This window comes from Streptomyces sp. NPDC015661 (assembly GCF_043077765.1).
GTDB lineage: Bacteria > Actinomycetota > Actinomycetes > Streptomycetales > Streptomycetaceae > Streptomyces.
The window spans coordinates 252602-277628 of sequence record NZ_JBIBST010000009.1; the positions used below are offsets into that span (position 1 = coordinate 252602).

Annotated in this window: 22 protein-coding genes; 6 read left to right on the forward strand and 16 right to left on the reverse strand. The window is 73.4% G+C overall.

All coding sequences use genetic code 11. From position 1 onward, the window contains the following. Positions 1-33: 33 nt before the first annotated feature. The 5 genes from ACF07V_RS25370 to ACF07V_RS25390 form a co-directional block, all read right to left on the reverse strand. On the reverse strand, positions 34-2583 hold the full coding sequence (locus tag ACF07V_RS25370; protein ID WP_392157408.1) for an ATP-binding protein: 2550 nt from the start codon (positions 2581-2583) through the stop codon (positions 34-36). 131 nt (positions 2584-2714) lie between these two features. After that, positions 2715-3443 carry an ABC transporter ATP-binding protein gene (locus ACF07V_RS25375; RefSeq protein WP_392157409.1) on the reverse strand — a complete coding sequence of 243 codons (729 nt, stop codon included), beginning with the start codon at positions 3441-3443 and terminating at the stop codon, positions 2715-2717. 186 nt (positions 3444-3629) lie between these two features. Beyond that, complete coding sequence (locus ACF07V_RS25380; protein WP_392157411.1) at positions 3630-4391, reverse strand: DUF3710 domain-containing protein; 762 nt, start codon at positions 4389-4391, stop codon at positions 3630-3632. A 1-nt stretch (position 4392) separates the two neighbouring features. Continuing rightward, positions 4393-4905, reverse strand: coding sequence for a dUTP diphosphatase (gene dut, locus ACF07V_RS25385; RefSeq protein WP_116158406.1), 513 nt, complete (start codon positions 4903-4905; stop codon positions 4393-4395). Next, positions 4905-5489, reverse strand: a complete 585-nt coding sequence (locus tag ACF07V_RS25390) for a PaaI family thioesterase (protein WP_041131652.1) — start codon at positions 5487-5489, stop codon at positions 4905-4907. The genes dut and ACF07V_RS25390 overlap by 1 nt, the downstream gene beginning before the upstream one ends. A gap of 527 nt (positions 5490-6016) precedes the next feature. Between ACF07V_RS25390 and ACF07V_RS25395 the strand changes: the two genes are divergently transcribed. Next, entirely contained in the window at positions 6017-6508 is a 492-nt protein-coding gene (locus tag ACF07V_RS25395) for a DUF3093 domain-containing protein (RefSeq protein WP_392157413.1), read from the forward strand. 19 nt (positions 6509-6527) lie between these two features. Here the strand turns inward: ACF07V_RS25395 and ACF07V_RS25400 are convergent, their stop codons facing one another. From ACF07V_RS25400 to ACF07V_RS25415, 4 genes are all read right to left on the reverse strand, one after another. Next, positions 6528-7574, reverse strand: coding sequence for a hypothetical protein (locus ACF07V_RS25400; protein WP_392157415.1), 1047 nt, complete (start codon positions 7572-7574; stop codon positions 6528-6530). 13 nt (positions 7575-7587) lie between these two features. Continuing rightward, entirely contained in the window at positions 7588-7884 is a 297-nt protein-coding gene (locus ACF07V_RS25405) for a DUF4193 domain-containing protein (RefSeq protein WP_003955561.1), read from the reverse strand. Positions 7885-8279: 395 nt separating this feature from the next. Then, a complete protein-coding gene (locus tag ACF07V_RS25410) occupies positions 8280-9518 on the reverse strand; it encodes a sensor histidine kinase (RefSeq protein ID WP_392157416.1) in 1239 nt (412 codons plus the stop codon). A 4-nt stretch (positions 9519-9522) separates the two neighbouring features. Further along, entirely contained in the window at positions 9523-10176 is a 654-nt protein-coding gene (locus tag ACF07V_RS25415; protein ID WP_017237674.1) for a response regulator transcription factor, read from the reverse strand. 363 nt (positions 10177-10539) lie between these two features. Here ACF07V_RS25415 and ACF07V_RS25420 point away from each other — a divergent pair, with 363 nt between their 5' ends. Next, complete coding sequence (locus tag ACF07V_RS25420) at positions 10540-10698, forward strand: hypothetical protein (RefSeq protein ID WP_366039256.1); 159 nt, start codon at positions 10540-10542, stop codon at positions 10696-10698. Between the two features lie 109 nt (positions 10699-10807). On the opposite strand, the gene ACF07V_RS25425 is transcribed toward ACF07V_RS25420, so the two are convergent. Then, positions 10808-11617 (reverse strand): inositol monophosphatase family protein, encoded by an 810-nt coding sequence (locus tag ACF07V_RS25425; protein ID WP_392157419.1) that lies wholly within the window; start codon positions 11615-11617, stop codon positions 10808-10810. Positions 11618-11626: 9 nt separating this feature from the next. Next, on the reverse strand, positions 11627-12754 hold the full coding sequence (locus ACF07V_RS25430) for a ferrochelatase (RefSeq protein ID WP_392157421.1): 1128 nt from the start codon (positions 12752-12754) through the stop codon (positions 11627-11629). Between the two features lie 155 nt (positions 12755-12909). Here ACF07V_RS25430 and ACF07V_RS25435 point away from each other — a divergent pair, with 155 nt between their 5' ends. Both ACF07V_RS25435 and ACF07V_RS25440 read left to right on the forward strand, forming a co-directional pair. Further along, complete coding sequence (locus ACF07V_RS25435) at positions 12910-14184, forward strand: MFS transporter (RefSeq protein WP_392157423.1); 1275 nt, start codon at positions 12910-12912, stop codon at positions 14182-14184. Beyond that, positions 14114-15463 (forward strand): D-arabinono-1,4-lactone oxidase, encoded by a 1350-nt coding sequence (locus ACF07V_RS25440; RefSeq protein WP_392157425.1) that lies wholly within the window; start codon positions 14114-14116, stop codon positions 15461-15463. Before ACF07V_RS25435 ends, ACF07V_RS25440 begins: the two co-directional genes overlap by 71 nt. A gap of 3 nt (positions 15464-15466) precedes the next feature. Here ACF07V_RS25440 and ACF07V_RS25445 read toward each other — a convergent pair whose 3' ends face one another. Beyond that, positions 15467-16258 (reverse strand): hypothetical protein, encoded by a 792-nt coding sequence (locus ACF07V_RS25445; RefSeq protein ID WP_392157426.1) that lies wholly within the window; start codon positions 16256-16258, stop codon positions 15467-15469. Between the two features lie 564 nt (positions 16259-16822). On the opposite strand from ACF07V_RS25445, the gene sepH reads away from it, so the two are divergent. Further along, on the forward strand, positions 16823-17863 hold the full coding sequence (gene sepH, locus ACF07V_RS25450) for a septation protein SepH (protein ID WP_351186904.1): 1041 nt from the start codon (positions 16823-16825) through the stop codon (positions 17861-17863). A 61-nt stretch (positions 17864-17924) separates the two neighbouring features. On the opposite strand, the gene ACF07V_RS25455 is transcribed toward sepH, so the two are convergent. Next, positions 17925-18752, reverse strand: coding sequence for a sulfurtransferase (locus ACF07V_RS25455; protein ID WP_392157428.1), 828 nt, complete (start codon positions 18750-18752; stop codon positions 17925-17927). Between the two features lie 158 nt (positions 18753-18910). Between ACF07V_RS25455 and ACF07V_RS25460 the strand changes: the two genes are divergently transcribed. Further along, the gene (locus ACF07V_RS25460) at positions 18911-19684 is read left to right on the forward strand and encodes a VOC family protein (RefSeq protein WP_392157430.1); all 774 of its coding nucleotides are present in this window, start codon (positions 18911-18913) and stop codon (positions 19682-19684) included. 10 nt (positions 19685-19694) lie between these two features. Here the strand turns inward: ACF07V_RS25460 and ACF07V_RS25465 are convergent, their stop codons facing one another. The 3 genes from ACF07V_RS25465 to ACF07V_RS25475 all read right to left on the reverse strand — a co-directional run bounded on the left by ACF07V_RS25465 (position 19695) and on the right by ACF07V_RS25475 (position 24698). Continuing rightward, complete coding sequence (locus ACF07V_RS25465; RefSeq protein WP_392157432.1) at positions 19695-21062, reverse strand: polysialyltransferase family glycosyltransferase; 1368 nt, start codon at positions 21060-21062, stop codon at positions 19695-19697. A 3-nt stretch (positions 21063-21065) separates the two neighbouring features. Next, entirely contained in the window at positions 21066-22031 is a 966-nt protein-coding gene (locus tag ACF07V_RS25470) for a glycosyltransferase family 2 protein (RefSeq protein ID WP_392157434.1), read from the reverse strand. A 129-nt stretch (positions 22032-22160) separates the two neighbouring features. Continuing rightward, positions 22161-24698, reverse strand: a complete 2538-nt coding sequence (locus tag ACF07V_RS25475) for a YfhO family protein (protein ID WP_392157436.1) — start codon at positions 24696-24698, stop codon at positions 22161-22163. Positions 24699-25027 lie beyond the last annotated feature (329 nt).

The following is a 25027-nucleotide window of genomic DNA, read 5'->3' on the forward strand; positions in this document are numbered from 1 at the left end:
GTACGGATGCGGGCGCGGGCGCGCGCCCCTCGGTCAGGTCACGGCGTGGGCCGGGAGGTCGACGGCCGGAGCGGCCTGGGACCCGCCCGGCGCGGCCCGCAGGGTGAGCACCATGGTGAGGCCGCCGCCGGGGGTGTCCTCGGCGCCGAGGGTCCCGCCCATGGCCTCGACGAAGCCGCGGGCGACCGCGAGGCCGAGGCCGACGCCGGAGCCGCGCGGGGCGTCACCGAAGCGCTGGAAGGGCTCGAAGATGCCGTCCTTGGCCTCGTCCGGGACTCCGGGGCCGCGGTCCACGACCCGCAGCTCGACCCGGTCGCCGAGCGCGCTGGCGGCGACGGCGACGGGCACGCCCTCGGGGCTGTACTTCACGGCGTTCTCCACGATGTTGGCGACGGCCCGCTCCAGGAGGCCCTTGTCGACCTCGACCATGGGCAGCGTCTCGGGGATGTCGAGCTCGGCGCTGCCGTCCGGCACTCCGCCGAGGGCCATGGGGACGACCTCGTCGAGGTCGACGGCCCGGATCAGGGGCGTGACGGTGCCGGTCTGGAGGCGGGACATGTCGAGGAGGTTGCCCACGAGGTGGTCGAGGCGGTCCGCGCCGGCCTCGATGCCCTCCAGGAGCTCGGCCCGGTCCTCCTCGGACCATTCGACGTCGTCGGAGCGCAGCGAGGAGACGGAGGCCTTGATGCTCGCGAGGGGGGTCCGCAGGTCGTGGCTGACGGCGGCGAGCAGGGACGTACGGATCTTGTTGCCCTCGGCCAGCTTCCGGGCCTCCTCCGCCTCGTCGACGAGCCGCTGCCGGTCGAGGACGACCGCGGCCTGGGCGGCGAAGGCGCCGAGGACCCGCCGGTCCTCGGCGGGCAGCACCCGGCCCGACAGAGCGAGGGCCAGGTGGTCGCCGACCGGCATGTCCACGTCCGCGTCCTCGGGGCGGACCGCCGGGTGGGGGCCGACGCTCGCGGCCCGCGTCCACGGCTCGACCTCGTCCGCGCGCTCCAGGAGGGCCACCGACTCCATGGAGAAGGTCTCCCGGACCCGCTCCAGGAGGGCCTCCAGGCTCGTCTCGCCACGCAGCACACTGCCGGCGAGGTAGGAGAGCACCTCGGACTCGGCCCGCAGCCGGGCGGCCTGGTGGGTGCGCCGGGCGGCCAGGTCCACCACGGAGGCGACCGACATCGCGACGCCGAAGAAGACGGCGATGGCGACGATGTTGAGGGGGTCGGCGATGGTCAGCCGGTGGAGGGGCGGGGTGAAGAACCAGTTGAGGAGGAGGGAGCCGACGGCCGCCGAGGCGAGCGCCGGCAGGAATCCGCCGAGGAGCGCCGCCCCGACCGTCAGGGCCAGGAAGAGCAGCATGTCGTTGGCGAGGCCGAGGTCCGCGTCGACGTGGGTGAGGAGCAGCGCGAGACCGATCGGCCCCGCGACGCCGACGAGCCAGCCGCTGAGGATCCGGGAGCGGCCGAGGCGGGCCCCTCGGGCGACCGGCAGACCCCGGCCCTTGGCGACCTCGCCGTGGGTGACGATGTGGACGTCGAGGTCGGGCCCGGAGTCACGGGCCACGGTCTGGCCGACGCCGGGGCCCAGCACGTACTGCCAGGTCCGGCGGCGGCTGGAGCCGAGGACGATCTGGGTGGCGTTGACGCCGCGGGCGAATTCCAGGAGCGCGGACGGGATGTCGTCGCCGATGACGTGGTGGAACGTTCCGCCGAGGTCCTCGACGAGGGTGCGCTGGACGGCCAGCTCCTTCGGCGAGGCCGCGGTGAGTCCGTCGCTGCGGGCGATGTAGACGGCGAGGACCTCGCCGCCGGCGCCCTTCTCGGCGAGCCGGGTGGCGCGGCGTATGAGTGTGCGGCCCTCGGGGCCGCCGGTCAGGCCGACGACGATGCGCTCCCGGGCCTGCCAGGTGGAGCGGATGTTGTGCTCGCCCCGGTACTGCCGGAGGTACTCGTCGACCCGGTCGGCGGTCCAGAGCAGGGCCAGCTCGCGCAGGGCCGTGAGGTTGCCGGGCCGGAAGTAGTTGGAGAGGGCGGCGTCGACCTTGTCCGAGGTGTAGACGTTGCCGTGGGCCATCCGGCGGCGCAGGGCCTCCGGGGACATGTCGACCAGCTCGATCTGGTCCGCCCGGCGCACCACCTCGTCGGGGACGGTCTCCCGCTGCCGTACCCCGGTGATCGCCTCGACGACGTCGCCGAGGGACTCCAGGTGCTGGATGTTGACCGTCGACACGACGTCGATGCCGGCCGCGAGGAGCTCGGCGACGTCCTGCCACCGCTTGGAGTTCCGGGAGCCCGGCACGTTCGTGTGGGCGAGCTCGTCGACGAGGGCGACCGCGGGACGGCGGGCGAGGACGGCGTCGACGTCCATCTCGGTGAAGGTCGTCCCCCGGTACTCCAGGGTGCGGCGCGGGACCTGCTCCAGGCCGTGCAGCATGACCTCCGTACGCGGTCGTCCGTGGTGCTCCACGAAGCCCACCACGCAGTCCGTGCCCCGCTCGACCCGTCGATGGCCCTCCGAGAGCATCGCGTAGGTCTTGCCGACGCCCGGCGCAGCGCCGAGGTAGATCCGAAGCTTGCCGCGTCCCATGGCTCGACCATACGTCCAGCCAATCGGACATTCCGCACACGGGTAGCGGCCCCGGGGCGGTATTGACGTGATCCTGATATCGCCCCGCGACCGCTCCGGCCGCCGGTTCAGTGCTCGGCTCAGCGCTCGGTTCAGTGCTCGATGATCTCGCCGTCGCTCAGTTCCAGGACCCGGTCGGCCAGGCCAAGGAGCTGGGGGTCGTGGGTGGCGACCAGGGCCGTGCAGCCCTCGCTGCGGACCACGGCGCGCAGCAGCTGCATGACGGCGAGCCCGGTCTCGGCGTCCAGCTGGCCCGTCGGCTCGTCGGCTATCAGCAGCGCCGGCTTGTTGGCGAGGGCGCGGGCGATCGCCACGCGCTGCTGCTGGCCGCCGGAGAGCTCGCCGGGCCGCTGGTTCGCGTGGTCGGCGAGGCCCACGAGCCCGAGCATCAGGGCGACCCGCTCCTCGCGCTCCTTGGGGTCCGCCTTGCGCAGCCGCAGGGGCACCCCCACGTTCTCGGCGGCGGAGAGGATCGGGAGCAGCCCGAAGGACTGGAAGATGAAGCCGATCCGGTCGCGCCGCAGCTCCAGGAGCCCGTTCTCGCCGAGCGTGGAGAGGTCGGTGCCGTCGATGACGATCCGGCCCCCGTCGGCGGCGTCGAGGCCGCCCACGAGGTTCAGCAGGGTCGTCTTGCCGGAGCCCGAGCGGCCCTTGAGCGCGACGAGCTCGCCGCGCGGGATGTCGAAGGAGACCCCCCGCAGGGCGTGGACGGCGGCCTCGCCCGTGCCGTACGACCGGCGCAGGTCCTCGACACGGACCATCGGCCGGCCGGCCGGGTCCTCGACGACGGCCGTTGCGGACCCGGTGCTGCTCTCACTCACCCTGTTCTCCCCCTCCTCGAACATGTGCGCCGTCAGTATGGTCCGCGGCCGGGCCCGAGGGCCAGAGCCGGATCCCGGGCCTGTGGAAAACGGCCGGTGGGCCGCTTCCCGTACGAGAGGTACGGGAAGCGGCCCACCGGCCGTGTCTCGATCATTGCCGGGCCGCCGCGACGGCCCGACGGGGGTTCAGCGGATCTCGGAGATCTCCGGACCGCGCTGCAGCTGACCCATGCCGCCCGAGAAGCGGGAGTTCTCCTGCTCCTCCTGCTGCACGCCGTCCGGCACCATCTGCGCGTCGTTCGGCAGCTTGAGGACGATCGGGTCGCGCGGGGCCATCGGGCCGTCGCCGCGGACGACCACGGTGTCCCGGACGATCTGCTCCAGGAGGCCGGCGGCCTCCGGCTGGACCGCGCCCTGCCCGGAGATCACTCCGCGCAGGAACCAGCGGGGTCCGTCGACACCCACGAAGCGGACCAGCTGCACACCGCGGTTGCCGTCCGGCAGCTGCACCGGGACCTGCGCCCGCAGCTCCCAGCCGAGCGGGCCCTCGACCTCGTCGATGGCACCACCCTGCTGGACGATGCCGGTGGCGATCTCGTCGCGGACCTCGCCCCAGATGCCCTCGTTCTTGGGGGCGGCGAAGGCCTGCAGCTGCACGGCGCTGTCACGCAGCACGACGGTGGCCGCGACGATCGCGTCGCCCGCCACCTCCACCCGCAGCTCCATGCCCTCGACTCCGGGCACGAAGATCCCGCCGAGGTCCACGCGGCCCTCGTCGGGCTTGGCGACCTCGGCGATGTCCCAGGGTCCGTCGGGCCGGGGCGCCGGCGGAAGGTTCACTCGGCGCGGCGCCTCGGCCGCGTCCTCGCCCTCCACCGCGTCGACGACCTGCTCGGCCTCGCTCGCCGCGTCCTCGGCGGCACCGCTCTTCTTGCGACGTCCGAACACGTCACTGTCCTTCCCGGTCGGATACGACCGAAGCGTATCGATTCCCACCCGTTGTGCCGTCCACGGCGGCATGACCGCCGGTGGAACCGAAGCCCCCCTCGGCCCGCGCCGAACCGGGAAGCTCCGCCACCTCGTGGAAGCGCACCTTCTCGACCTGCTGGACGACAAGTTGGGCAATCCGATCGAATCGTTCGAACCGCACGTCCTCGCGCGGGTCGAGATTGACCACGATCACCTTGATCTCTCCACGGTACCCGGCATCCACCGTCCCCGGGGCATTCACGAGCGCCACTCCGCAGCGGGCGGCGAGACCGGAGCGCGGGTGCACGAAGGCCGCGTACCCGTCCGGGAGGGCGATGGAGACCCCGGTGGGCAGCACGGCGCGCTCCCCGGGGGCCAGTACGACGGCCTCGGTGGTCACCAGGTCGGCCCCGGCGTCACCGGGATGCCCGTAGGCCGGGATCGGCACCTCCGGGTCCACACGCCGGATCAGTACGTCGACAGGGTTGCGCATCAGGGGTTCACCTCGAAGGCGCGGGCGCGCCGGACCTGGTCGGGGTCGGACATGGCGGCCTGGATCTCCTCCGGGCGGCCGTTGTCGATGAAGTGGTCGACCTTGACCTCGATGAAGAGGGCGTCGGCGCGGACGGCGACGGGGCCCTCGGGCCCGCCGATCCGGCCGACGGCGGTCGAGTAGATCTTGCGGCCGTGCACGGCGGTGACGGCGGCCTCCAGGTGGAGGACGGTGCCGACCGGGACGGGCCGGGCGAAGTCGGTCTCCAGGCGTCCGGTCACGGCGATGACCCGCAGCAGCCAGTTCAGGGAGCCGAGGGTCTCGTCGAGCGCGGTGGCGAGCACGCCGCCGTGCGCGAGGCCGGGGGCGCCCTGGTGGTCGGGGGTCACCGTGAACTCGGCGGTGACGGTCACGCCCTCGCCCGCGCGCGCTTCCAGATGGAGGCCGTGGGGCTGCCCGCCGCCGCACCCGAAGCAGTACTCGTAGTGCGCACCGAGCAGCTCGCCGGGGGCCGGCGCGTCGGGGTGGCGTACCGGCGGTATGGCGTCGGCCGGCGGGGTGAGGGCGGCAGATGTTGCAGTCACAGCCGCAGACCTTACCCGCGCGGATGCCCGCAGGTCGCGCCGTGCCGGGACCCGCGCGGACGGGGGCGGGGCGGGGCCGCACCGGGACCCGCGCGGACCGGGGTGGACCACGCCGCCGCGGGACCCGCGCGGAGGGGCAGGGGCGCCCCGTACCGGGACCCACGCGGACAGGGGTGGCTCGGGGCCGCACCGGGACCCGCGCGGACCGGGGTGGACCACGCCGCCGCGGGACCCGCGCGGAGGGGCACGGGTGCCCCGTACCGGGACCCACGCGGACGGGGGCGGCGCGGGGCCGCACCGGGACCCGCGCGGACCGGGGTGGACCACGCCGCCGCGGGACCCGCGCGGAGGGGCAGGGGCACCCCGTACCGGGACCCACGCGGACGGGGGCGGGGCGGGGCCGCAACGGGACCCGCGCGGAGCGGCAGGGGTGCGACATGCCGGGACCCGGCAGGAAGCGTCGGGGTGCGGGCCGCGCCGGGACCCGCGCGGAAGGGCCCCGCTCGCGCCGTGCCAAGCTTGGTCGCATGCAGCCTTCCGTACCGTCCCAGGCCTCCTCCCCCGCGCCCGCCGCCGCGCCGCGCTTCGACGAGCGGCTCACGGCGCCGCGCTCGTGGTGGGTGATCGTGGGTCTGCTCGGCCTCTCCGGCGGCCTGATCATGTTCCCGCTGGGCACGATCCCGACGCTGGGCGGCCTGCTCGTGGCCGCGGTGCTCGCCGGGGTGGCGGTCTCCTCGTACGGCTCCGCCCGGATCCGGGTGGTGGCCGGTTCGCTGGTGGCGGGCGACGCGCGGATCCCGGTCTCGGCGCTCGGGGCGGCCGAGGCGCTGGACGCGGAGGAGGCGCGCGCCTGGCGCACCCACAAGGCGGACCCGCGCGCCTTCATGCTGATGCGCAGCTACGTGCCGGGGGCCGTACGGGTCGAGGTGACGGACCCGGCGGACCCGACGCCGTACGTGTACCTGTCCAGCCGCGAGCCGGAGGCGCTGGTCGCGGCGCTGGAGGCGGAGCGGGCCTGACCCCGCGCGCCCCGCTGCGTCAGAAGTCCAGTTCCCTGGGGTTCTCGAGCCGCTCCAGCGGGGGCAGCTCCGGGAGGGCGTCCCAGGGGATCTGGCGGGCGCGGAGGTCCTTGCGGATGTGCGCGGCGAGTTTCTTGGTGTCGCGGCGGTTCATGACGGCACCGACGGCCGCGCCCACCATGAAGGGCATGAGGTTCGGCAGGTTGCGCATCATGCGCTTCATGATCTGCTGGCGCAGTTCACGCTTGAGCTGACCGCCGAGCGCGGCGTTGACCGTGGTGGGCTTGGTGGGGTCGATGCCCCGCTCCTCGGCCCAGGAGGTCAGATAGGCCGTCGAACGCTGGGTGATCCGGCCGAGGGGCCGCAGCCCGTAGACCTCGTGCAGTTCGGCGATGAGTTTGAGCTCCACGGCGGCGACACCGGTGATCTCGGCCGCCAGCTCGGCCGGCAGGGCCGGGGCCACGGGGAGCATGGCGGCGGCGCCGACGCCCGCGCCCACGGTCGAACTCGCGTTCGCCGCGCCGGCGACGAGTTTGTCGGCGATCTCCTCGGGCCCGAGCCCGGGGAACTGTTTTCTCAGGGTCGCCAGGTCGCGGACGGGGATCCGCGGGGCGAGGTCGATCAGCCGGTCGGCCAGGTATCCGAGGCCGGCTCTGGCGCCGTCTCCGCCGCGCTTCACGCCCTGCCGGACGCCCTGCGTGACGCCGCGCCGGACGGCGTCGATCCGGGCGGGGTCGATCCTGATCCGGTCGAGCTGGGCCCGCGCGGGGTTGGCCAGCCGCCGGACCGCGCCGAAACGTCCGCCCTGCCGTGCTTCACCCGGCCCGGCCTGTTCCGGCCGTGCCGGCAGGACTGCCGGATCCGCCTCGGCGATCTCGATGACTGCCTCGAGCGAGGCCGGGAGGCCTCGCTCGTCGTCACGTGCGCCGAGGGAGGGCAGGGAGGCGCTGTGCTCGGCTTCGGGTGCCTCCTGGGCGCCCTCCGCCGGGCCCGGGCCGCCCTTGTGCGTCTCCGGGCTCCCGGGGAGCCGCAGACGCCGCTTCCGGGACGGTGTGTCGCCTGCCACGGCCGAGCCGGTCTCAGTCGCAGTCGCGGCAGATCGGCTGGCCGTTCTTCTCCCGGGCCAGCTGGCTGCGGTGGTGCACGAGGAAGCAGCTCATGCAGGTGAACTCGTCGGCCTGCTTGGGCAGGACCCGGACGGCCAGCTCCTCGTTCGAGAGGTCGGCGCCGGGAAGCTCCAGGCCTTCGGCGGCCTCGAACTCGTCGACGTCGACGGTCGAGGTCGACTTGTCGTTCCGGCGGGCCTTCAGTTCTTCAAGGCTGTCCGAGTCGACGTCGTCGTCGGTCTTGCGTGGGGTGTCGTAATCCGTTGCCATGTCGCTCTCCCCCTCTGGGTGGTTGCGGTGTCTCCAGCGCACGTAACGCGTGAGAGGTCGGACTTGTGCCCGACCTGAGGCGGAGATTTTGCCTCACATCAAGGTCTGTTACTCAATCGACACCCGTCGCGCACTCTCGCGAGTGATCGGCTTCGGGTGGCGAACCGGACCGTACACGGTCCTCCGGGCGGCCCTCACGGGCGCCACCCCGTGTACTTCCCGTCAATCCGGGCCCCGGAAACCCGGACTTTTCCTGGTTTTCCGAGGGATTTCCCGGTCACGGAGAGTGGAGGGCCGAACACCCTCTCCTGTGATCGATCACACATGAGCGTCTCAGAATCGGGGCTCCGGAATTCCGCGCAAAGCGAACGGAACCGGTCGGCCCGTGCAGTGTGTCAGATCGGCAGAGTGACGCGCATCACGAGTCCGCCGCCCTCGCGCGGCTCCGCGATGATACGGCCGCCGTGGGCCCGGGCCACGGAACGGGCGATCGACAGGCCGAGACCGACCCCCTTGTCGCTGCCGGTCCGCTCCTGCCGGAGCCTTCTGAACGGCTCGAAGAGGTTGTCGATCTCGTACGCGGGGACCACGGGACCCGTGTTCGAGACGACCAGGACCGCCTGGCCGTCCTTGGCCTCGGTGGTGACCTCCACCCAGCCGCCCTCCGGCACGTTGTACCGCACGGCGTTCTGGAGCAGGTTCAGCGCGATCCGTTCGAGGAGCACGCCGTTGCCCTGGACGACGGCCGGCGCGCGCTCGCCGCGGATCTCCACGCCCTTGGCCTCCGCCTCGGCGTGCACCTGGTCGACGCCCCGCTCGGCGACCTCGGCCAGGTCGACGGGTTTGCGCTCGATGATCTGGTTGTCGCTCCGGGCGAGCAGCAGCAGGCCCTCGACGAGCTGCTCGCTGCGCTCGTTGGTGGCGAGCAGGGTCTTGCCGAGCTGATGGAGCTCCACCGGTGCCCCGGGGTCCGAGAGGTGGACCTCCAGGAGCGTGCGGTTGATCGCGAGCGGGGTCCGCAGCTCGTGCGAGGCGTTCGCGACGAACCGCTGCTGGGCCGTGAAGGCCCGCTCCAGGCGGTCCAGCATCTCGTCGAAGGTGTCGGCGAGCTCCTTGAGCTCGTCGTCCGGGCCGTCCAGCTCGATCCGCCGGGACAGATCGGAACCGGCCACCTGGCGGGCGGTCCGGGTGATCCGGCCGAGCGGGGAGAGCACCCGTCCCGCCATGGCGTAGCCGAAGGCGAAGGCGATGATGCTCAGGCCGAGCAGGGCGAAGAGGGACCGGCGCAGCAGGTCGTCCAGGGCGAGGTCGCTCTGGTGCCGCAGGCAGAGCGTGACGGCGTCGTTGAGCTGGTCGCCGGTGGGCGACTCGGGCAGCCGGCACCAGGAGGTGGTGGGCTGGACCGTGCCGTTGACGACCTTGAACGGCAGCTGGGAGGTGCTGTCGCTGAGCGCCTGGGCGGTGAAGAGGTAGATGATCGACAGCAGCAGGATGCCGGCGATCAGGAACATCCCGCCGTACAGCAGCGTGAGCCGTATCCGGATGGTCGGACGCAGCAGCGGCCGTACGGGGTCCCGGGGGTCCCAGGTCGGTTTCGGGGGCGCCTGCGGGTGAGGCGCGGGGGTCGTGGCCATCGGGTCAGATCCGGTACCCGGAGCCGGGGACGGTGACGATGACCGGCGGCTCGCCGAGCTTGCGCCGCAGGGTCATGACGGTGACGCGCACGACGTTGGTGAAGGGGTCGGTGTTCTCGTCCCAGGCCTTCTCCAGGAGCTGCTCGGCCGAGACGACGGCGCCCTCGCTGCGCATGAGGACTTCCAGGACGGCGAACTCCTTCGGCGCGAGCTGGACCTCCTTGCCCTCGCGGAAGACCTCGCGGCGGTTCGGGTCGAGCTTGATCCCGGCGCGCTCCAGGACGGGCGGGAGCGGCACGGTGGTGCGGCGGCCGAGGGCGCGCACGCGCGCGGTGAGCTCGGTGAAGGCGAAGGGCTTGGGGAGGTAGTCGTCCGCCCCGAGCTCCAGGCCCTCGACGCGGTCGCTGACGTCGCCGGAGGCGGTGAGCATCAGGACGCGGGTGGGCATGCCGAGCTCGACGATCTTGCGGCAGACGTCGTCGCCGTGGACGAGCGGGAGGTCGCGGTCGAGGACGACCACGTCGTAGTCGTTGACCCCGACGCGCTCCAGGGCCGCGGCGCCGTCGTACACGACGTCCACGGCCATGGCCTCCCGGCGCAGTCCGGTGGCCACCGCATCGGCGAGCAGCTGCTCGTCCTCGACGACGAGTACGCGCACGTCGTAGATCCTTCCCGTTGAGCCGCTGTCCGAGGTGGGGACCGGCTGAAACCTGAGCACTGACTGTGCGTGTCCATCCTGCCCCGTACGCGCGTAAACCGGCTGTAAGACGGCGGTGCGGGGGCCTGGACGGGAGGGGGCGCACGGCGGGGCGCGCGGCCCGGAACCAAGAATTCACCGGATTCTCGGGCCAGTTGAGGTTTCTCTGAGGAAAGGGCTGGGGAGGACGTCTGCACACCCCGTGATCACGCCCTGTATGTGGCGCGCCACCTACCGCTCTCTGTCCCCCAGAGTTCGCAGTGTGTGATCCACCCACCCTCGGCACACCCCCGTGCCACCGGACCCACGAGGAGGGGGCGCACGATGGACGCTTTCACCGCAGGACTGCTGCACCGCATCAGGACCACGCAGACGGACCTCACGCGGGCCCGTGAGACGGGCGACGACTACCTGGCGGAGGTGGAGCAGGCGGAGCTTGACGACCTGCACCGGCTGGCCGCCGAGCACGGCGTGGAGGTCTAGCCGCGCCGGGTCCCCGACCCGTCCCACCGGATACGCGTACGCGTGGGCCCCGGCGCCGTCTCCCGGCACCGGGGCCCTCGTGCGTCCGTCTCCCGGCCCTCCGGCCGTGCTAGTCGTGCCAGGCCCCCAGCTCCTCCAGGAGCTCCTGGAGCGGTCCGAAGAGGCCCGGGGAGGCGGCGAGCGTCAGTTCGCCGGACTCCGGCTCGCCGGGGCGCCCCCCGGTGAGGCCGCCCGCCTCGCGGGCGATGAGCGCGCCCGCCGCGAGGTCCCAGGGGTTGAGGCCGCGCTCGTAGTACGCGTCGAGGCGGCCGGCCGCGACGTCGCAGAGGTCGATGGCGGCGGAGCCGCCGCGGCGGATGTCGCGGACGCGCGGGATGACCCGTTGGGCCACGTCCCCCTGGTGGGCGCGGCGGGCCTGGACGTAGCCGAAGCCGGTGCCGAGCAGGGCCTGGTCGAGCGTGGGCGAGGGCCGGACGGCGAGGCGCCGCTCCCCCGCGTACGCGCCGCCGCCGAGGACGGCGTGGTAGGTCTCGCCGCGCATCGGGGCCTCGACGACGCCGACGACGGTCTCGCCGTCCCGTTCGGCGGCGATCGAGACCGCCCAGGTGGGCAGGCCGTACAGGTAGTTCACGGTGCCGTCGAGCGGGTCGATCACCCAGCGGATCCCGCTGGTCCCGGGGCTCGACGCGCCCTCCTCGCCGAGGAAGCCGTCCTGCGGGCGGTGCTCGGAGAGGAAGCCGGTGATCAGCTTCTCGGCGGCGATGTCCATCTCGGTGACCACGTCGATGGGGCTCGACTTGGTCTTCGCGACGGCCAGGTCGTCGGGCCGGCCGTCGCGCAGCAGCGCTCCGGCCCGCCGTGCGGCCCCCAGGGCGAGGTCGAGCAGTTCGCCGAGCAGGGGATCGGATACGTCGGTCACGCGGTCTCCTCAGGCGTAGGGGCTGTCGGCGCCGGCCGCGGCGGGCCGCTCCGCCCTGGCCGGGCAGCAGCCGATCGGGCAGAGGTCGTGGGAGGGGCCGAGGGCGCCGAGGGCGCACCGCTCGACCCTGGCCCCCCGCTCGGTCGCGGCGCGCTCCAGGACGAGCTCGCGGACGGCGGCGGCGAAGCGCGGGTCGGCCCCGACGGTCGCCGAGCGCCGGACGGGCAGGCCGAGCTCGGCCGCCTTGGCCGTGGCCTCGGTGTCGAGGTCGTAGAGGACCTCCATGTGGTCGGAGACGAAGCCGATGGGGACCATGACGGCGGCGGGCACGCCGGCGCCGTGGAGCTCCTCCAGGTGGTCGCAGATGTCGGGCTCCAGCCACGGGATGTGGGGGGCGCCGCTGCGGGACTGGTAGACGAGCTTCCAGGGGTGGTCGATGCCGGTCTCCTGGCGGACGGCGTCGGCGACGAGCCGGGCCACGTCGAGGTGCTGGCGCACATAGGCCCCGCCCTCGCCGTGCTCGGTGACCGGACCGGAGCTGTCGGCGGCGGAGTCGGGGATGGAGTGGGTGGTGAAGGCGAGGTGGGCGCCGTCCCGTACGGACGGGTCGAGCTCGGCGAGGGAGGCGAGGACCCCCTCGACCATGGGCTCGACGAAGCCGGGGTGGTTGAAGTAGTGCCGGAGCTTGTCGACCCGGGGCAGCGGGAGCCCCTCCGCCTCCAGGGTGGCGAGCGCGTCGGCGAGGTTCTCGCGGTACTGGCGGCAGCCGGAGTAGGAGGCGTACGCGCTGGTGGTGAGGACGGCGATGTGGCGCCGCCCGTCGGTGATCATCTCGCGGAGGGTGTCGGTGAGGTACGGCGCCCAGTTCCGGTTTCCCCAGTAGACCGGCAGACCGAGCCCGGCCTGCGCGAAGTCCGTCCGCAGCGCGTCGAGGAGCGCGCGGTTCTGGTCGTTGATCGGGGAGACGCCGCCGAAGAGGAAGTAGTGCTGCCCCACTTCCTTGAGCCGTTCCTTCGGGATGCCGCGGCCGCGCGTCACGTTCTCCAGGAACGGGACCACGTCGTCCGGGCCCTCGGGGCCGCCGAACGAGAGCAGCAGCAGGGCGTCGTACGGGGCGGGATCGTGCTGATCGGACATGGCACCGATCCTCCCACTCGCCACTGACGGCGGAGGGCGCGGCCCGTCGGGGGGCGTCGGTCCGGAAGTACTTGTCCAAAAAAATGGGGATGACCGATCGACTTCAACACCGTAGGCTTTAGACGTTAATTACACGTGTTGACCAAGGACCTCTCTTGCCCAGTCCCTACCGCGCGATCTTCGCGGCGCCCGGAACCGCCTCGTTCTCCGTCGCGGGATTCCTCGGCCGGATGCCGCTGTCCATGATGGGCATCGGCATCGTGACCATGATTTCGCAGGTCACCGGCCGGTACGGCCTGGCCGGCGCGCTCTCGGCGACGCTCGCGATGTCCGCCGCGGTCCTCGGCCCCCTGGTCTCGCGCCTGGTCGACCGGCACGGCCAGCGCAAGGTGCTCCGGCCGGTCACGCTGGTCTCCCTCGCCGCGGCCGCCGGCCTGCTCCTCTGCGTGCAGCAGAAGGCCCCGGACTGGACACTCTTCGTCTTCACGGCCGTGATCGGCTGCGTGCCGAGCGTCGGCGCGATGACCCGTGCCCGCTGGGCGGAGATCTACCGGGGCGAGGAGCGGCGCCTGCACACGGCGTACTCCTGGGAGTCGATCGTCGACGAGGTGTGCTTCATCTTCGGCCCGATCCTCTCCATCGGCCTGTCCACGGCCTGGTTCCCCGAGGCCGGTCCACTGTTCGCCGGCGCGTTCCTCGCCGTCGGCGTCTTCTGGCTGACCTCGCAGCGCGCCACGGAGCCGGTTCCCCATCCCAAGGAGGGCGGCGCGCGGGGCTCCTCCGCGCTCCGCTCCCGCGGCCTCCAGGTGCTCGCCCTCGCCTTCGTCGCCACCGGCGCCATCTTCGGCTCGGTGGACGTGGTGACCGTGGCCTTCGCCGAGGAACAGGGCCAGAAGGCCGCCGCCAGCCTCGTCCTGGCCGTCTACGCGCTGGGTTCCGGCCTGGCCGGCGCCGTCTTCGGACTGCTCCACCTCAAGGGCGAGGCGTCCCGCCGCTGGCTCCTGGGCATCTGCGCGATGGCCGTGAGTATGATCCCCCTCCTACTGGCCGGGAACCTGCCGTTGCTGGCCGTGGCGCTCTTTGTCGCGGGCCTGTCCATCGCACCGACGATGGTGACCACCATGGCCCTCGTCGAAGCGCACGTACCGCGCACCAAGCTGACCGAGGGCATGACCTGGACGGGTACCGGCCTCGCGGTGGGCGTGGCGCTCGGCTCCTCGGCCGCCGGCTGGGTGGTCGACGCGTCGGGGGCGAAGGCGGGGTACGTGGTGCCCGTCGTCTCGGGCGCGCTCGCGGTCGCGGTGGGTCTCCTCGGACACCGCCGGCTGCGCAGGCCGGCGCCGAACCGGGAGGGGCAGCGTGGGCGGGACGACAGCATCGGGGACAGCGGGGTCGGGGAGCGCCAGGACGGCGAGCAGCCCGTGGCGTAACTGGGCGGGGAACGTCACCTCCCGCCCCGTGCGGGAGGTGAGCCCTGCCTCCGCCGAGGAGCTCGCCGAGGCGGTGCGCCGCGCGGCCGAGGACGGGCTGAGGGTCAAGACCGTCGGCACCGGCCACTCCTTCACCTCGATCGCGGCCACCGACGGCGTGCTGATCCGGCCGGGCCTGCTGACCGGGATCCGGCGGATCGACCGCGAGGCGATGACGGTGACGGTCGAGTCCGGCACTCCGCTGAAGCGGCTCAACGTGGCGCTGGCCCGGGAGGGCCTCTCGCTCACGAACATGGGCGACATCATGGAGCAGACCGTCGCCGGCGCCACCTCCACCGGCACGCACGGCACGGGCCGCGAGTCGGCCTCCATCGCCGCGCAGATCCGCGAGCTGGAGCTGGTGACGGCGGACGGGCAGCTCCTCACCTGCTCGGAGAAGGAGAATCCGGAGGTCTTCGCGGCCGCCCGGATCGGGCTCGGCGCCCTCGGCGTGATCACGGCCATCACCTTCGCGGTGGAACCCGTCTTCCTGCTCACCGCGCGCGAGGAGCCGATGACCTTCGACCGGGTCACCTCGGACTTCGACGCGCTGCACGCGGAGAACGAGCACTTCGAGTTCTACTGGTTCCCCCACACGGACAACTGCAACACCAAGCGCAACAACCGCAGCGCGGGCCCCGCCGCTCCCCCCGGACGGATCAGCGGCTGGATCGAGGACGAGCTCCTCTCCAACGGGATCTTCCAGCTCGCCTGCTCGCTGGGCCGGGCGGTGCCGCCGGTCATCCCGTCGATCGCCAAGGTCTCCAGCCGCGCCCTGTCGGCCCGTACGTACACCGACATCCCGTACAAGGTCTTCACCTCTCCGCGCCGGGTCCGCTTCCTGGAGATGGAGTACGCGCTTCCGCGTGAGGCGGCGGTCGCCGCGCTGCGCGAGCTCAAGGCGATGATCGAGGGCTCGCCGCTCAAGGTGAGCTTCCCGGTGGAGGTCCGCACGGCCCCGGCGGACGACATCGCGCTCTCCACGGCCTCGGGGCGGGAGACCGCGTACATCGCCGTCCACCTCTACAGGGGAACGCCCCACCACGGGTACTTCACCGCGGTGGAGCGCATCATGACGGCGCACGGGGGCCGGCCCCACTGGGGCAAGGTCCACACCCGCGACGCCGCCTACCTCTCCGAGGCCTATCCCCGCTTCGCCGAGTTCACGGCGCTGCGCGACCGGCTCGACCCGGACCGGGTCTTCGCCAACGACTATCTGCGCCGGGTCCTGGGCGACTGACGGTCACTCGGCTCCGGCGTCGGCGCCGGCCGGTGCCGGGGCCTGGGTGGACGGTGCCTCGGGCTGCCCCGCCCCGCCGGTCGGCTCCTGGGTCGGCGCGGTCGGGTCCGTCGTCGGGCCGGTCGGTGTCGGGGTGGGGGTGGTCCCGCCGTCGGCGGAGTGCGAGGGGGTCGGCTCCGTGGACGGGGTCCCGGTGGCCGGCTCCCGGGTCGGCGTGGCTCCCGACGTGGGCGTGCCGGCGCCGTCCCCCTGCCACCCTGTGCCGTCGGCGGATCCCGACGGCGCGGGCGTGGGCCGCCGCTCCCCGTCGGGCGCGTCCTGGCCCGTGCTCCCGCCGCCGCGGACGACGGAGCCGAAGGTGGTGGTGCCCTGCTTGCCGCTGAAGTCCTGCCCGGCGACCAGTTCGTAGGCGGTGATGCCGCCCATGGTGACGCCGAAGACCAGGGCGGCGGCGATCGCCGGCCGCTTCCAGCCCCGGACCCGGGTGCCGTGGGTGGTCGCCTCGCCGAACTCCTCGTCGGACGTCGGCGCGGCCGGGACCGTCGTGAGCAGGAGGGTGCGATCGTCCTGCGGCCCGGCGGGGACCGGGACCTGACGCGCCTTCGGCTTGGCCGCCGCGGTCGCGTCGCGGACCTGCTCCCCGGTGCGCTTGAAGAGGTGCTGGAAGAGCGGACCGCCGCAGGTCGCGATGACACTGATCACACCGGCGCCGAGGATCGTGCCGTACACACCGAGGGTCGAGGCGAGTTTGGCGGCGATGACCGCGGCCAGGGCACTGCCGGAGACCTGAGCCACACTCAGGTCGATCCTTCTCCTGTCGCCCTTCCCGCCCTTCTCCGGCTCGTCCCTGTCGGTTTCCGGCCTGTGACGCATCTCCGACCCCTGATGGTTCATCCGTTCGCCTTGCACCCAGAAGGGACAAACGGGAGAAGCGAATAGTTCCGTTTCTGCTGTTTCTGTGAAGAGCGACACGTACGGGGGAAGATCGCGGAGACTCAACTCCCGTACCGCCCGAGAAGTTGAGCGGCGCGCCGGTCCACCCAGGTGGCCCGAATGGAGTACATTGACGAACCCTGGGTCCGGACGCCCTCACGGGTGCCCGCGATCACGGGGAGGGGGCCGGACACGGCGCTCGAACCGGCGACGCCTCGGCATCGCACGGGAACCGGCTGCACAGAGTGACCGCCAGTCACTCCGGGTAGCGAACAGGTAACCGTGCCATAACGGCGTTCCAGGGTCCATGCCCGACACGCCGGGCAACTCGGCAAGGTAGTGGCAGGCTGCACCCGGGCAGGCCACACTCGACTAGCGGAAGCAGCGACGCACGTGACGTCGGCAGGCACCACCCGGGAGGTCCCCATGCCCGAACTGCGTGTCGTGGCCGTCTCCAACGACGGCACACGACTGGTGCTGAAGGCTGCTGACAGCACGGAGTACACGCTTCCGATCGACGAGCGGCTCCGTGCCGCCGTGCGCAACGACCGCGCGCGCCTCGGCCAGATCGAGATCGAGGTGGAGAGCCACCTCCGCCCCCGTGACATCCAGGCCCGTATAAGGGCCGGTGCCTCCGCGGAGGAGGTCGCCCAGCTCGCCGGCATCCCCGTCGACCGCGTACGCCGCTTCGAGGGCCCCGTGCTCGCGGAGCGCGCCTTCATGGCCGAGCGGGCCCGCAAGACCCCGGTCCGCAGGCCCGGGGAGAACAGCGGCCCGCAGCTCGGCGAGGCGGTGCAGGAGCGGCTGCTGCTGCGCGGCGCCGAGAAGGACACCGTCCAGTGGGACTCCTGGCGGCGCGACGACGGCACCTGGGAGGTGCTGCTCGTCTACCGCGTCGCGGGCGAGGTCCACACGGCCAGCTGGACGTACGACCCGCCGCGCCGGCTCGTCCAGGCCGTCGACGACGAGGCGCGGGCGCTGATCGGCGAGACGGACGACACGATCGCCGCCGCGCCGGAGCCGAGCTTCCCCTTCGTGCCGCGCATCGCCCGGCTCCCCCGGGACAGGCCGCTCGACCGCGCCCTGGACCGCCAGATCGACCGGTCCGACCGCCAGCTGGAGCGGGCGCCCGCGCCCGTCGAGCCGGAGGAGGAGCGGGACTCGCTGACGAGCCTCCTGGAGGCCGTGCCCAGCTTCCGCGGCGACATGGTCGTGCCCGAGCCGCCGGACACCGAGCCCTCGGAGGAGGCGGAGGCGGAGGAGCCGCCGGCCCCGGCCGCCTCGGCGGGCGCGGGTTCGGCCTACGCCGACGTCCTGATGCCGCGCGCGGTGTCGGGCCACCGGGACCGTCTGCACGGCGCCACCGACCGGCAGGCCGAGGCGGACGGCGTCCGCCCGGGCCGTCGCGCCGCGGTGCCGAGCTGGGACGAGATCGTCTTCGGCACCCGCAGGAAGAAGCAGGACTGACCGCTGTACGGGAAGGGCCCGCGCCGCTCGACGGCGCGGGCCCTTCCCGTGCGCGGGGGTCCTACCGCGGGTCCGGGCCCGTGGCGACCGGGCGGGCGGGGTCCGAGGACCACTCCGACCAGGAACCGGCGTAGAGGCCCGCGGGGATCCCCGCGATCTCCAGGGCGAGGACCTCGTGGGCGCCCGAGACGCCCGAGCCGCAGTAGACGGCCACCGGGGTCCCCTCGGCCGCGCCGAGCGCGGTGAAGCGGTCCCGCAGGACGTCGGCGGCCAGGAAGAGGCCCTCGGCGTCGACGTTCTCGGTCGTCGGGGCCGAGACGGCACCCGGGATGTGCCCGCCGACCCGGTCGATCGGCTCCACGTCGCCCCGGTAGCGCTCCGCCGCCCGCGCGTCGAGCAGCAGCCCCGTCCCGGCCAGCGCCGCCGCCGCGTCGGCGTCGAGCAGTCCGAGGGCGCCCGGCTCCGGCCGGAAGTCGCCCGGCTCCGGGGCGGGGACCTTCTCGGTCAGCTCGCCCGTCCAGGCCGCGAGGCCCCCGTCCAGGACCCGCACGTCCGGGTGGCCCGCCCAGCGGAGCAGCCACCAGGCGCGGGCGGCACCCCAGCCGAGACCGCCGTCGTAGACGACGACCGGGCGGTCCGCCGAGACGCCCGCCCGGCGCATCACGGCCCCGAAGGCCTCCGGGTCGGGCAGCGGGTGGCGGCCGCCGCTCCCGGGCGGTCCCGCGAGTTCCGCGTCCAGGTCCACGTAGACGGCGTCCGGAAGGTGGCCGGCCTCGTACGCGGGCCGTCCGGGCGGGCCGCCGAGCGTCCAGCGGACGTCCAGGAGCACCGGCGGCCGGACCCCGGCCGACTCGCTCAGCAGTTCGCTTGCGGAGATGATGGGCTTCATGAGAGCCATCCTCGCGCAGCCGCACGGCCGGCGGGGACGGACCCACGACCTCCGACCGGATCGCGCCACGTCCGGTGCGGCTGGGGCGCGCCGCGCCGCAGTCGGTGTCACCATCGGACAGGGCACGGCCACGACGATGGTCCGAGGAGAGAGTGACGATGACCGAGGCGACTCCCCGATCCCCCGGCACACCCTGCTGGGTGAGCTTGATGGTGCACGGGATTGACGCCACGCAGGAGTTCTACAACGCGCTCTTCGACTGGGAGTTCGTGCCCGGTCCGCAGCAGCTCGGCCCGTACGTGCGCGCGCTGCTCGGGGGCAAGGAGGTGGCGGGCATCGGCCAGTTGCCGCCCGACCGGAACCTGCGCATCGCCTGGACCCCCTATCTGGCCGCCGAGGACGCGGACGAGACCGCCGAGAACATCCGCTGCTGCGGCGGCACCGTCGCCGTCGGCCCGCTGGACGCGGGCGAGGCGGGCCGCATGGCGATCTGCTCCGACCCGGCCGGCGCGGTCTTCGGGGTCTGGCAGGCGGAGGCGCACCACGGCACGGCGACGGCGGGACCGCCGGGGACCCCGGTGTGGAACGAGCTCCTGACGTACGAGACGTCCGCGACCGGCAAGTTCTACCGGACGGTCTTCGGCTTCGAGGTCGAGCCGATCGTCTCCGCCGACCACGACTACGCGACGCTCTACGTGGCCGGGGCCCCGGTGGCCTCGCTGCACGGCGTCGGCAACGCGCTGCCCCGGGACCGGGGCCCGCACTGGATGACGTACTTCGAGGTCGCCGACACGGACGAGGCCGCGCGGCTCGTCATGGAGCTCGGCGGTCAGGTGCTGCGCCCGCCGCGCGAGGGCAAGGCGGGCCGGCTGGCCCTGGTGGCGGACCCGGAGGGCGCGGTCTTCACCCTGGTCAGGTCCGCCGGGCGTTGACCGCCGCCGCTCAGCCCCGGCGGCTCCGGACCAGGCCGCGGCGCAGCCGGGACGTGCCCGGGCGCCGCGGGGCGGAACCGCCGCCCGGCAGGCCGAGCTCGGTCAGCCGTTCGGCGGTGAAGTGGTGCGCGGTGCCGGGCTCGGCGTGGTGCTCGGCCAGGAAGGCGGCGGCCTCCGCGCGGAGCCCCGGGTGGACCTTGTGCCGCATGCAGTAGCCGACGGCCCGGACGAGCGGTGCGAGCGAGGCCGGGGCCGCCCCGGGGACGGCGGGCTCCTCGCCGCCCTCCAGGTCCGCGACGAGGTGGTCGACGACGGTGAGCGGGATCCGGTTGCTGTTCTCGAAGGGCGTGAGCCTTTCGAGGACCTCGGCCGTGCCCACGCGTGCGACGGGGACGTCGTAGTAGACGGCGGCGGTGAGCATCGCCGTGGAGAAGCAGCCGACGACGAGCCCGGGCCGGCAGCGCTCGTAGAAGGTCTCGGCGAGCAGCGGCCCGTCCAGGACCGTGAGCCGTACGCCGCTCCGCGCGGCCTCCTCGTCCAGGGCCTGGGAGTAGCGGGCGGGCGCGGTCGGGTGCGGCTTGAAGACGATCGAGCGGTGCCCGGCCGCGGCGGCCCCCCGCAGCATCCGTACGTGCAGCTCCTCTTCCTCCTCCGCGCTGAGGAGGGAGAGGGCGGCGAGGTACTGGCCGAGCAGCAGGGCCGTCGGCTCGGCGGCGGCCGCCCGGGCGATCTCCGGGTCGTCGGCCGCCTCCTCGGCGATCTCGGCGAGGACGGCGCGGAAGGCGGCGTCGGGGACGAGTTCGGGCTCGACCCCGTACTCGCTCAGGAGCAGCGGGCGCAGGCCCGGCACCAGGTCGAGGTGGAGGACCCGGCGGACGCGGCAGGCGATCGACTGTGCGAGGTCGGAGCGGGTCGGGCCGTAGCTCATCAGGCCGTCGGCGTAGACGTGCACGGTGCTCTCGGGGAAGGTGCCGGCGAGCGCCTTGGCCGGGTTGACCTGGATGGATTCGACGATCAGCTCGACCGGGCCGGTGCCGAGGTCCCAGGCGGTGCGCAGGACGCGCTGCCAGAGCGGGGCCTCCTCGGGACGGGGGGCCCAGGCGGCGGGGTGGTACGGGTGGATCGTCTCGTTCCAGTCGAGGGTGCCGTCGAAGCGGGCGGCGATCCGCTCGTACCCGGTCATGGTCTCCAGGCGCAGCGCGGTCTCCGGGATCTCGGCGTTGTGCGAGAGCAGCAGGAGCCTGCGGGCGGAGTCGCGGGGGCCGAACTGTCCGGCGTCGAGCGCGGCGGCCAGGGTGGCCGCGCCGTACAGGGTGGACACCTGGAAGATCTGGACCGGCAGGTCGGGGGCGGTCGCCTTCTCGGGGGCGGGGGCCATGGGTCAGGCGGTCCTTCCGGTGTCGCGCAGGCTCCGGAGAAGGGTGCTGCGCGGGGTGTCCATGGTGGCGAGGGTCTCGTCGAGGACCTCCTGCGGCATGCGGTGCAGGGCGTCGCGGACGTCGGCGCGCAGCCGTGCGGCGACGGCGGGCTCGTACTTGTCGACCTTCCCCATGTGGAAGGCGATCATCGCGCAGTAGGTGCGGACCGCCTTGGGGAGGAAGCGGTCCGCCTCCGCGTCCCGGGAGACGTCGTCGAGCAGGAGGTCGTACGAGGGAATGAAGTCCAGCTGGCGGTTGTCGGTGATCTGGGTGAGCGAGGTGGTGACGCCCCGCCGATAGAAGACGCCGTGCAGGGAAAGCGCCGCGAAGGTGCGTGCCTTGAGGTGGAGCCGCCAGATCCAGAGGCGGTCCTCGGCGGTTCTGAGGGAGGTCTCGAAGCGGGATTCGCCGTTCTCGAAAAGACGCCCGCTGTAAATGCCGAAGGGCACGAAGGGATAGTCGACCATCGTGACCATGCTGGCCGGCGAGATTCCGTCCCTGGGGTCCATGACGGTGTCGCGGCTCTTGGCCGGGGCATAGCGGATCTGCCGTTTCCGGCCTTCCGACAGGACGTGGTCGGTCCGGGCGAAATCGCAGTCCAGGCGGGAGATTCCGGCCACGGCGGCGCTCAGGTGGCCGGGCGCGTACCAGTCGTCGCCGTCGAGAAAGGTGAGGTAGTCGCCGCGCGCGGCGTCGATTCCGGTGTTGCGGGCCTGGGCCACGCCCTGATTGGTCTCGTGCCGGATGACGGTGGCGTTCGGCAGGCGGCTCTGCCAGCGGTCGAGGATCTCCGGGGTGTCGTCCGTCGAGCAGTCGTCGATCAGCAGGAACTCGAATTCCGGGTCCGCGTTGGTCGCGAGACTGCGCAAGGTGTCGGGCGCGTAGGCCCCGACATTGTGGAACGGTACGACGACGGACAGTTTCGGCACTCGGGATCCCCACGCTGAATCGAACAATTTAACGCCGTTACGGCGGGCACAGTAACGACCGACTTTTCCGGGTGAACGATCCGCGCGTGCACTCCGGGTGAACTCTTGTCGTCTCCGGCGCGAACCCCGTCACCGGCGGGCCCCCGGCCGGTGCCGTCGGCGGTGCAGGAACCCCGTCGCGGCGAGCGCGAGGAGCGCCGCCGCGCCGACCGCGCCCCCGAGCCGGATCCCCGGCGGCCGGAAGGAGCAGCCGACCGAGCTCGCCCGCCCGTCGAGGGGGACGGCGACGAGGCCCTCGTACGCGCGCGCGGGGCGCGGTTCCGCGTCACCGGCGGCGCAGCGCCAGCCCGAGATCCGCGGCGCCGCGAGGACCGCGACGCCCTTGCTGCCGGGCGGCAGTTCGGCCGTGACGGTGTGTCCGTCGGCACGCACGCGCGTGGCGCCGGAGGCGGTGAGCTGCCGTACGGCGGAGTCGAGCCGGGCGCGGACCAGGCAGCCGATCGGTTCCCGGGGCAGCCGCACCTTGCCCTGGGGCCCGAGGGCGATCCGTACCGTGCCGGAGTCCGGGACGGTGCCGAGGGCCTGCATGGGCGCGCGGACGGAGGGCGGCTTGCCGTCGTAGTCCACGGACCGCTCCCCCGCCAGGGCCGCCGTGCCCCGGTACTCGGGCGCCCAGAACCAGACCTGGGAGCCCGCGGGGCAGCGGGCGGTGAGGGTGCGTCCGGTACGGCCCGGGGCGGGCAGCTCGTACACGTCGGCACCGAGGAGGCGTTCCTGCCGGGCGAAGGCCGAGTCCCCGGGATGCGTGGCGGGCCGCTCCGGCGGACGGACGGTGACCAGGGGCGGGACGGGGGCGGTGGTGACGGTGACCGTGGCGCGGGGCGGGGCGTCCTGCCGTACCGGCTCCGTGGGCTGCGAGCGCAGGCGGGTGCCGATGGAGAAGAGGGCGTCCGCGACGGGGTTGTCGAGGCTGACCGGGTGCCGGCCCTTGGCGTAGTAGCCGAAGCCGAGCGAGGCCAGGGTGCGGGAGGTCACGTCCGCGGTGAGGCTGCTGTAGTAGTCGGCGCCCTGCCCTCCGACGAGCAGCACGTCGTTGCCTCCGGGAACCTCGCCGGGGTCCGTGCGCCGGCGGGGCCAGTCGTCCGCGCGGGCCACTTCGGCGGCGGCGCTCGCCTGCCAGGGGCCGACCCGGGGCGACCAGGAGACCTTGCTGCGCTGCTGCTCCTCGATCCGCTTCCCGTTGACGGCCGCCTCGCCCGCCTGGGCGGCGACGAGCAGGACGACGGCGAGGACGGGGAGTACGCGCGCGTGGGTCCGGCGGCCGGCGGCCAGGGCGAGGAGGACGGCGGCGAGCGCGAGGAGCGCGGCCGCGCCGGAGGCGGGGAAGGTCCAGCGGTCGATGTCGACGCTCCCCCGGGCCGTCCAGGCCAGCGCCCCGAGCAGCGCCGCGCCCGCGAGGAGCGCGGCCGGCCGGGGTACGCCCCTCGCCGCCGAGAACCAGGCGGCGATCAGCAGCAGACCGCACAGGACGAAGGTCTGACGGTACGGAATGCCGTTGGGCGAGGCGCCCGCGTGCCACAGGAGATGGGTGGGCTCCCATTGGAGCGAGAGCGTCACCAGGACGACCGCGGCCGTCCATCCGGCCCGGACGCGCGGGGCGACGGCCCGGTTGAAGGGCAGGGTCAGGGCGAGCGCGAGGGCGGGCGTGCCGATGAAGAGGGCGGGGCTGGAGACGCTCGCGGTGGCGGGCAGGAAGCGGGCGAGGACGTCCGTCCAGGGCGCCGGCGCGAAGGTGGTCTCCGGGGTGGGGTCGGCGACCTTCGTGGCGAGGAAGACGACCACGACGAGCGGAGCGGCGAGCCCGATCCCGATGAGGACGCCCCGGGCGGCGCGCAGCGCCCCGGCGAGTCGCTGCCGGGCGGTGGCCGTCTCCTCGGCGGTGAGGAGGCGCACGACGAGGACGACGGCCGCGCCGAGGGTCGCCATGTACGCGGTGTAGAAGTTGGCGATCCAGGCCAGGGCGACGACGAGGGGGCCGAGGACGGGGCGGCGTCCGGTGCGGGCCCACTCGCCGACCAGGCAGAGCAGGGGGAAGGCGACGAGCCCGTCGAGCCACATCGGGACGGTGGCGCCGTAGTTGAGGGTCCAGCCGGAGAGGGCGTACGCCGTGCCGAGGACGGCGGCGACCGGCCACGGGCCCGGACGCAGCCGCGGGAGCAGCACGGCCATCGCGGCCGCCGCCGCGCTGATCTTGGCGGCGGTGACGACGTACAGCGCGAGTTCGACGCGGTCCGCCGGGAAGAACACGACGAGCAGGTCGAAGGGGCTGCTCAGATAGGTGCCGATGTCGCCGAGGAAGTTGGAGCCGAAGCCGGAGTTCCAGTTGAGGAAGGCGTCCCCGTGCGTCTCGCCGCGCAGGAAGGCCCGCCAGTAGGCGTGGAAGGGCAGGTACTGCTGGCCGAGGTCGACGATGTTCCTGGTCACCGGGCCGAAGGGGTACGTCCGGGAGAGCCGGGTGGCGAGGCAGAGCAGCACCGCGGTGAGCAGGGCGGCGGCGGTCGGGGCCCGCAGACCCGCGAACCGCCGCCGGGTGTCGCCGCCGAGCTCCTCGCGCGGGGTCCCGTGCTCGGAGTCCTCGGCGTACAGGGCCTCGGCGGCGGGTGGCACACATCCTCCAGGGGGCGCACGGCACGGGGACGCCCGGAGGGGTCGTCACGGGCCGACCGCCATTACCGCCGAGGCGGGCGACCCGCAACCGATCAGCAGGCGCTCTTCAGGCACACCCCGGGTGAACTCCGGGTGCCCCACGCCACGGAGGCATCAGCCGACGGACGCCCGCTCGACGAGCCCACGCCACGGAGGCATCAGCCGACGGACACCGGCTCGACGAGCCCACGCCACGGAGGCATCAGCCGACGGACACCGGCTCGACGAGCCCACGCCACGGAGACATCAGCCGACGGACGCCCGCTCGACGAGCCCACGCCACGGAGACA

What these genes read in the sequence shown, in the direction of transcription:
- ACF07V_RS25370 (WP_392157408.1), bottom strand. Translation starts at nt 2,583, where the DNA reads ATGGGACGCGGCAAGCTTCGGATCTACCTCGGCGCTGCGCCGGGCGTC.
- dut (WP_116158406.1), bottom strand. Translation starts at nt 4,905, where the DNA reads ATGCGCAACCCTGTCGACGTACTGATCCGGCGTGTGGACCCGGAGGTG.
- ACF07V_RS25395 (WP_392157413.1), top strand. Translation starts at nt 6,017, where the DNA reads ATGCAGCCTTCCGTACCGTCCCAGGCCTCCTCCCCCGCGCCCGCCGCC.
- ACF07V_RS25405 (WP_003955561.1), bottom strand. Translation starts at nt 7,884, where the DNA reads ATGGCAACGGATTACGACACCCCACGCAAGACCGACGACGACGTCGAC.
- ACF07V_RS25410 (WP_392157416.1), bottom strand. Translation starts at nt 9,518, where the DNA reads ATGGCCACGACCCCCGCGCCTCACCCGCAGGCGCCCCCGAAACCGACC.
- ACF07V_RS25420 (WP_366039256.1), top strand. Translation starts at nt 10,540, where the DNA reads ATGGACGCTTTCACCGCAGGACTGCTGCACCGCATCAGGACCACGCAG.
- ACF07V_RS25430 (WP_392157421.1), bottom strand. Translation starts at nt 12,754, where the DNA reads ATGTCCGATCAGCACGATCCCGCCCCGTACGACGCCCTGCTGCTGCTC.
- sepH (WP_351186904.1), top strand. Translation starts at nt 16,823, where the DNA reads ATGCCCGAACTGCGTGTCGTGGCCGTCTCCAACGACGGCACACGACTG.
- ACF07V_RS25455 (WP_392157428.1), bottom strand. Translation starts at nt 18,752, where the DNA reads ATGAAGCCCATCATCTCCGCAAGCGAACTGCTGAGCGAGTCGGCCGGG.
- ACF07V_RS25460 (WP_392157430.1), top strand. Translation starts at nt 18,911, where the DNA reads ATGACCGAGGCGACTCCCCGATCCCCCGGCACACCCTGCTGGGTGAGC.
- ACF07V_RS25465 (WP_392157432.1), bottom strand. Translation starts at nt 21,062, where the DNA reads ATGGCCCCCGCCCCCGAGAAGGCGACCGCCCCCGACCTGCCGGTCCAG.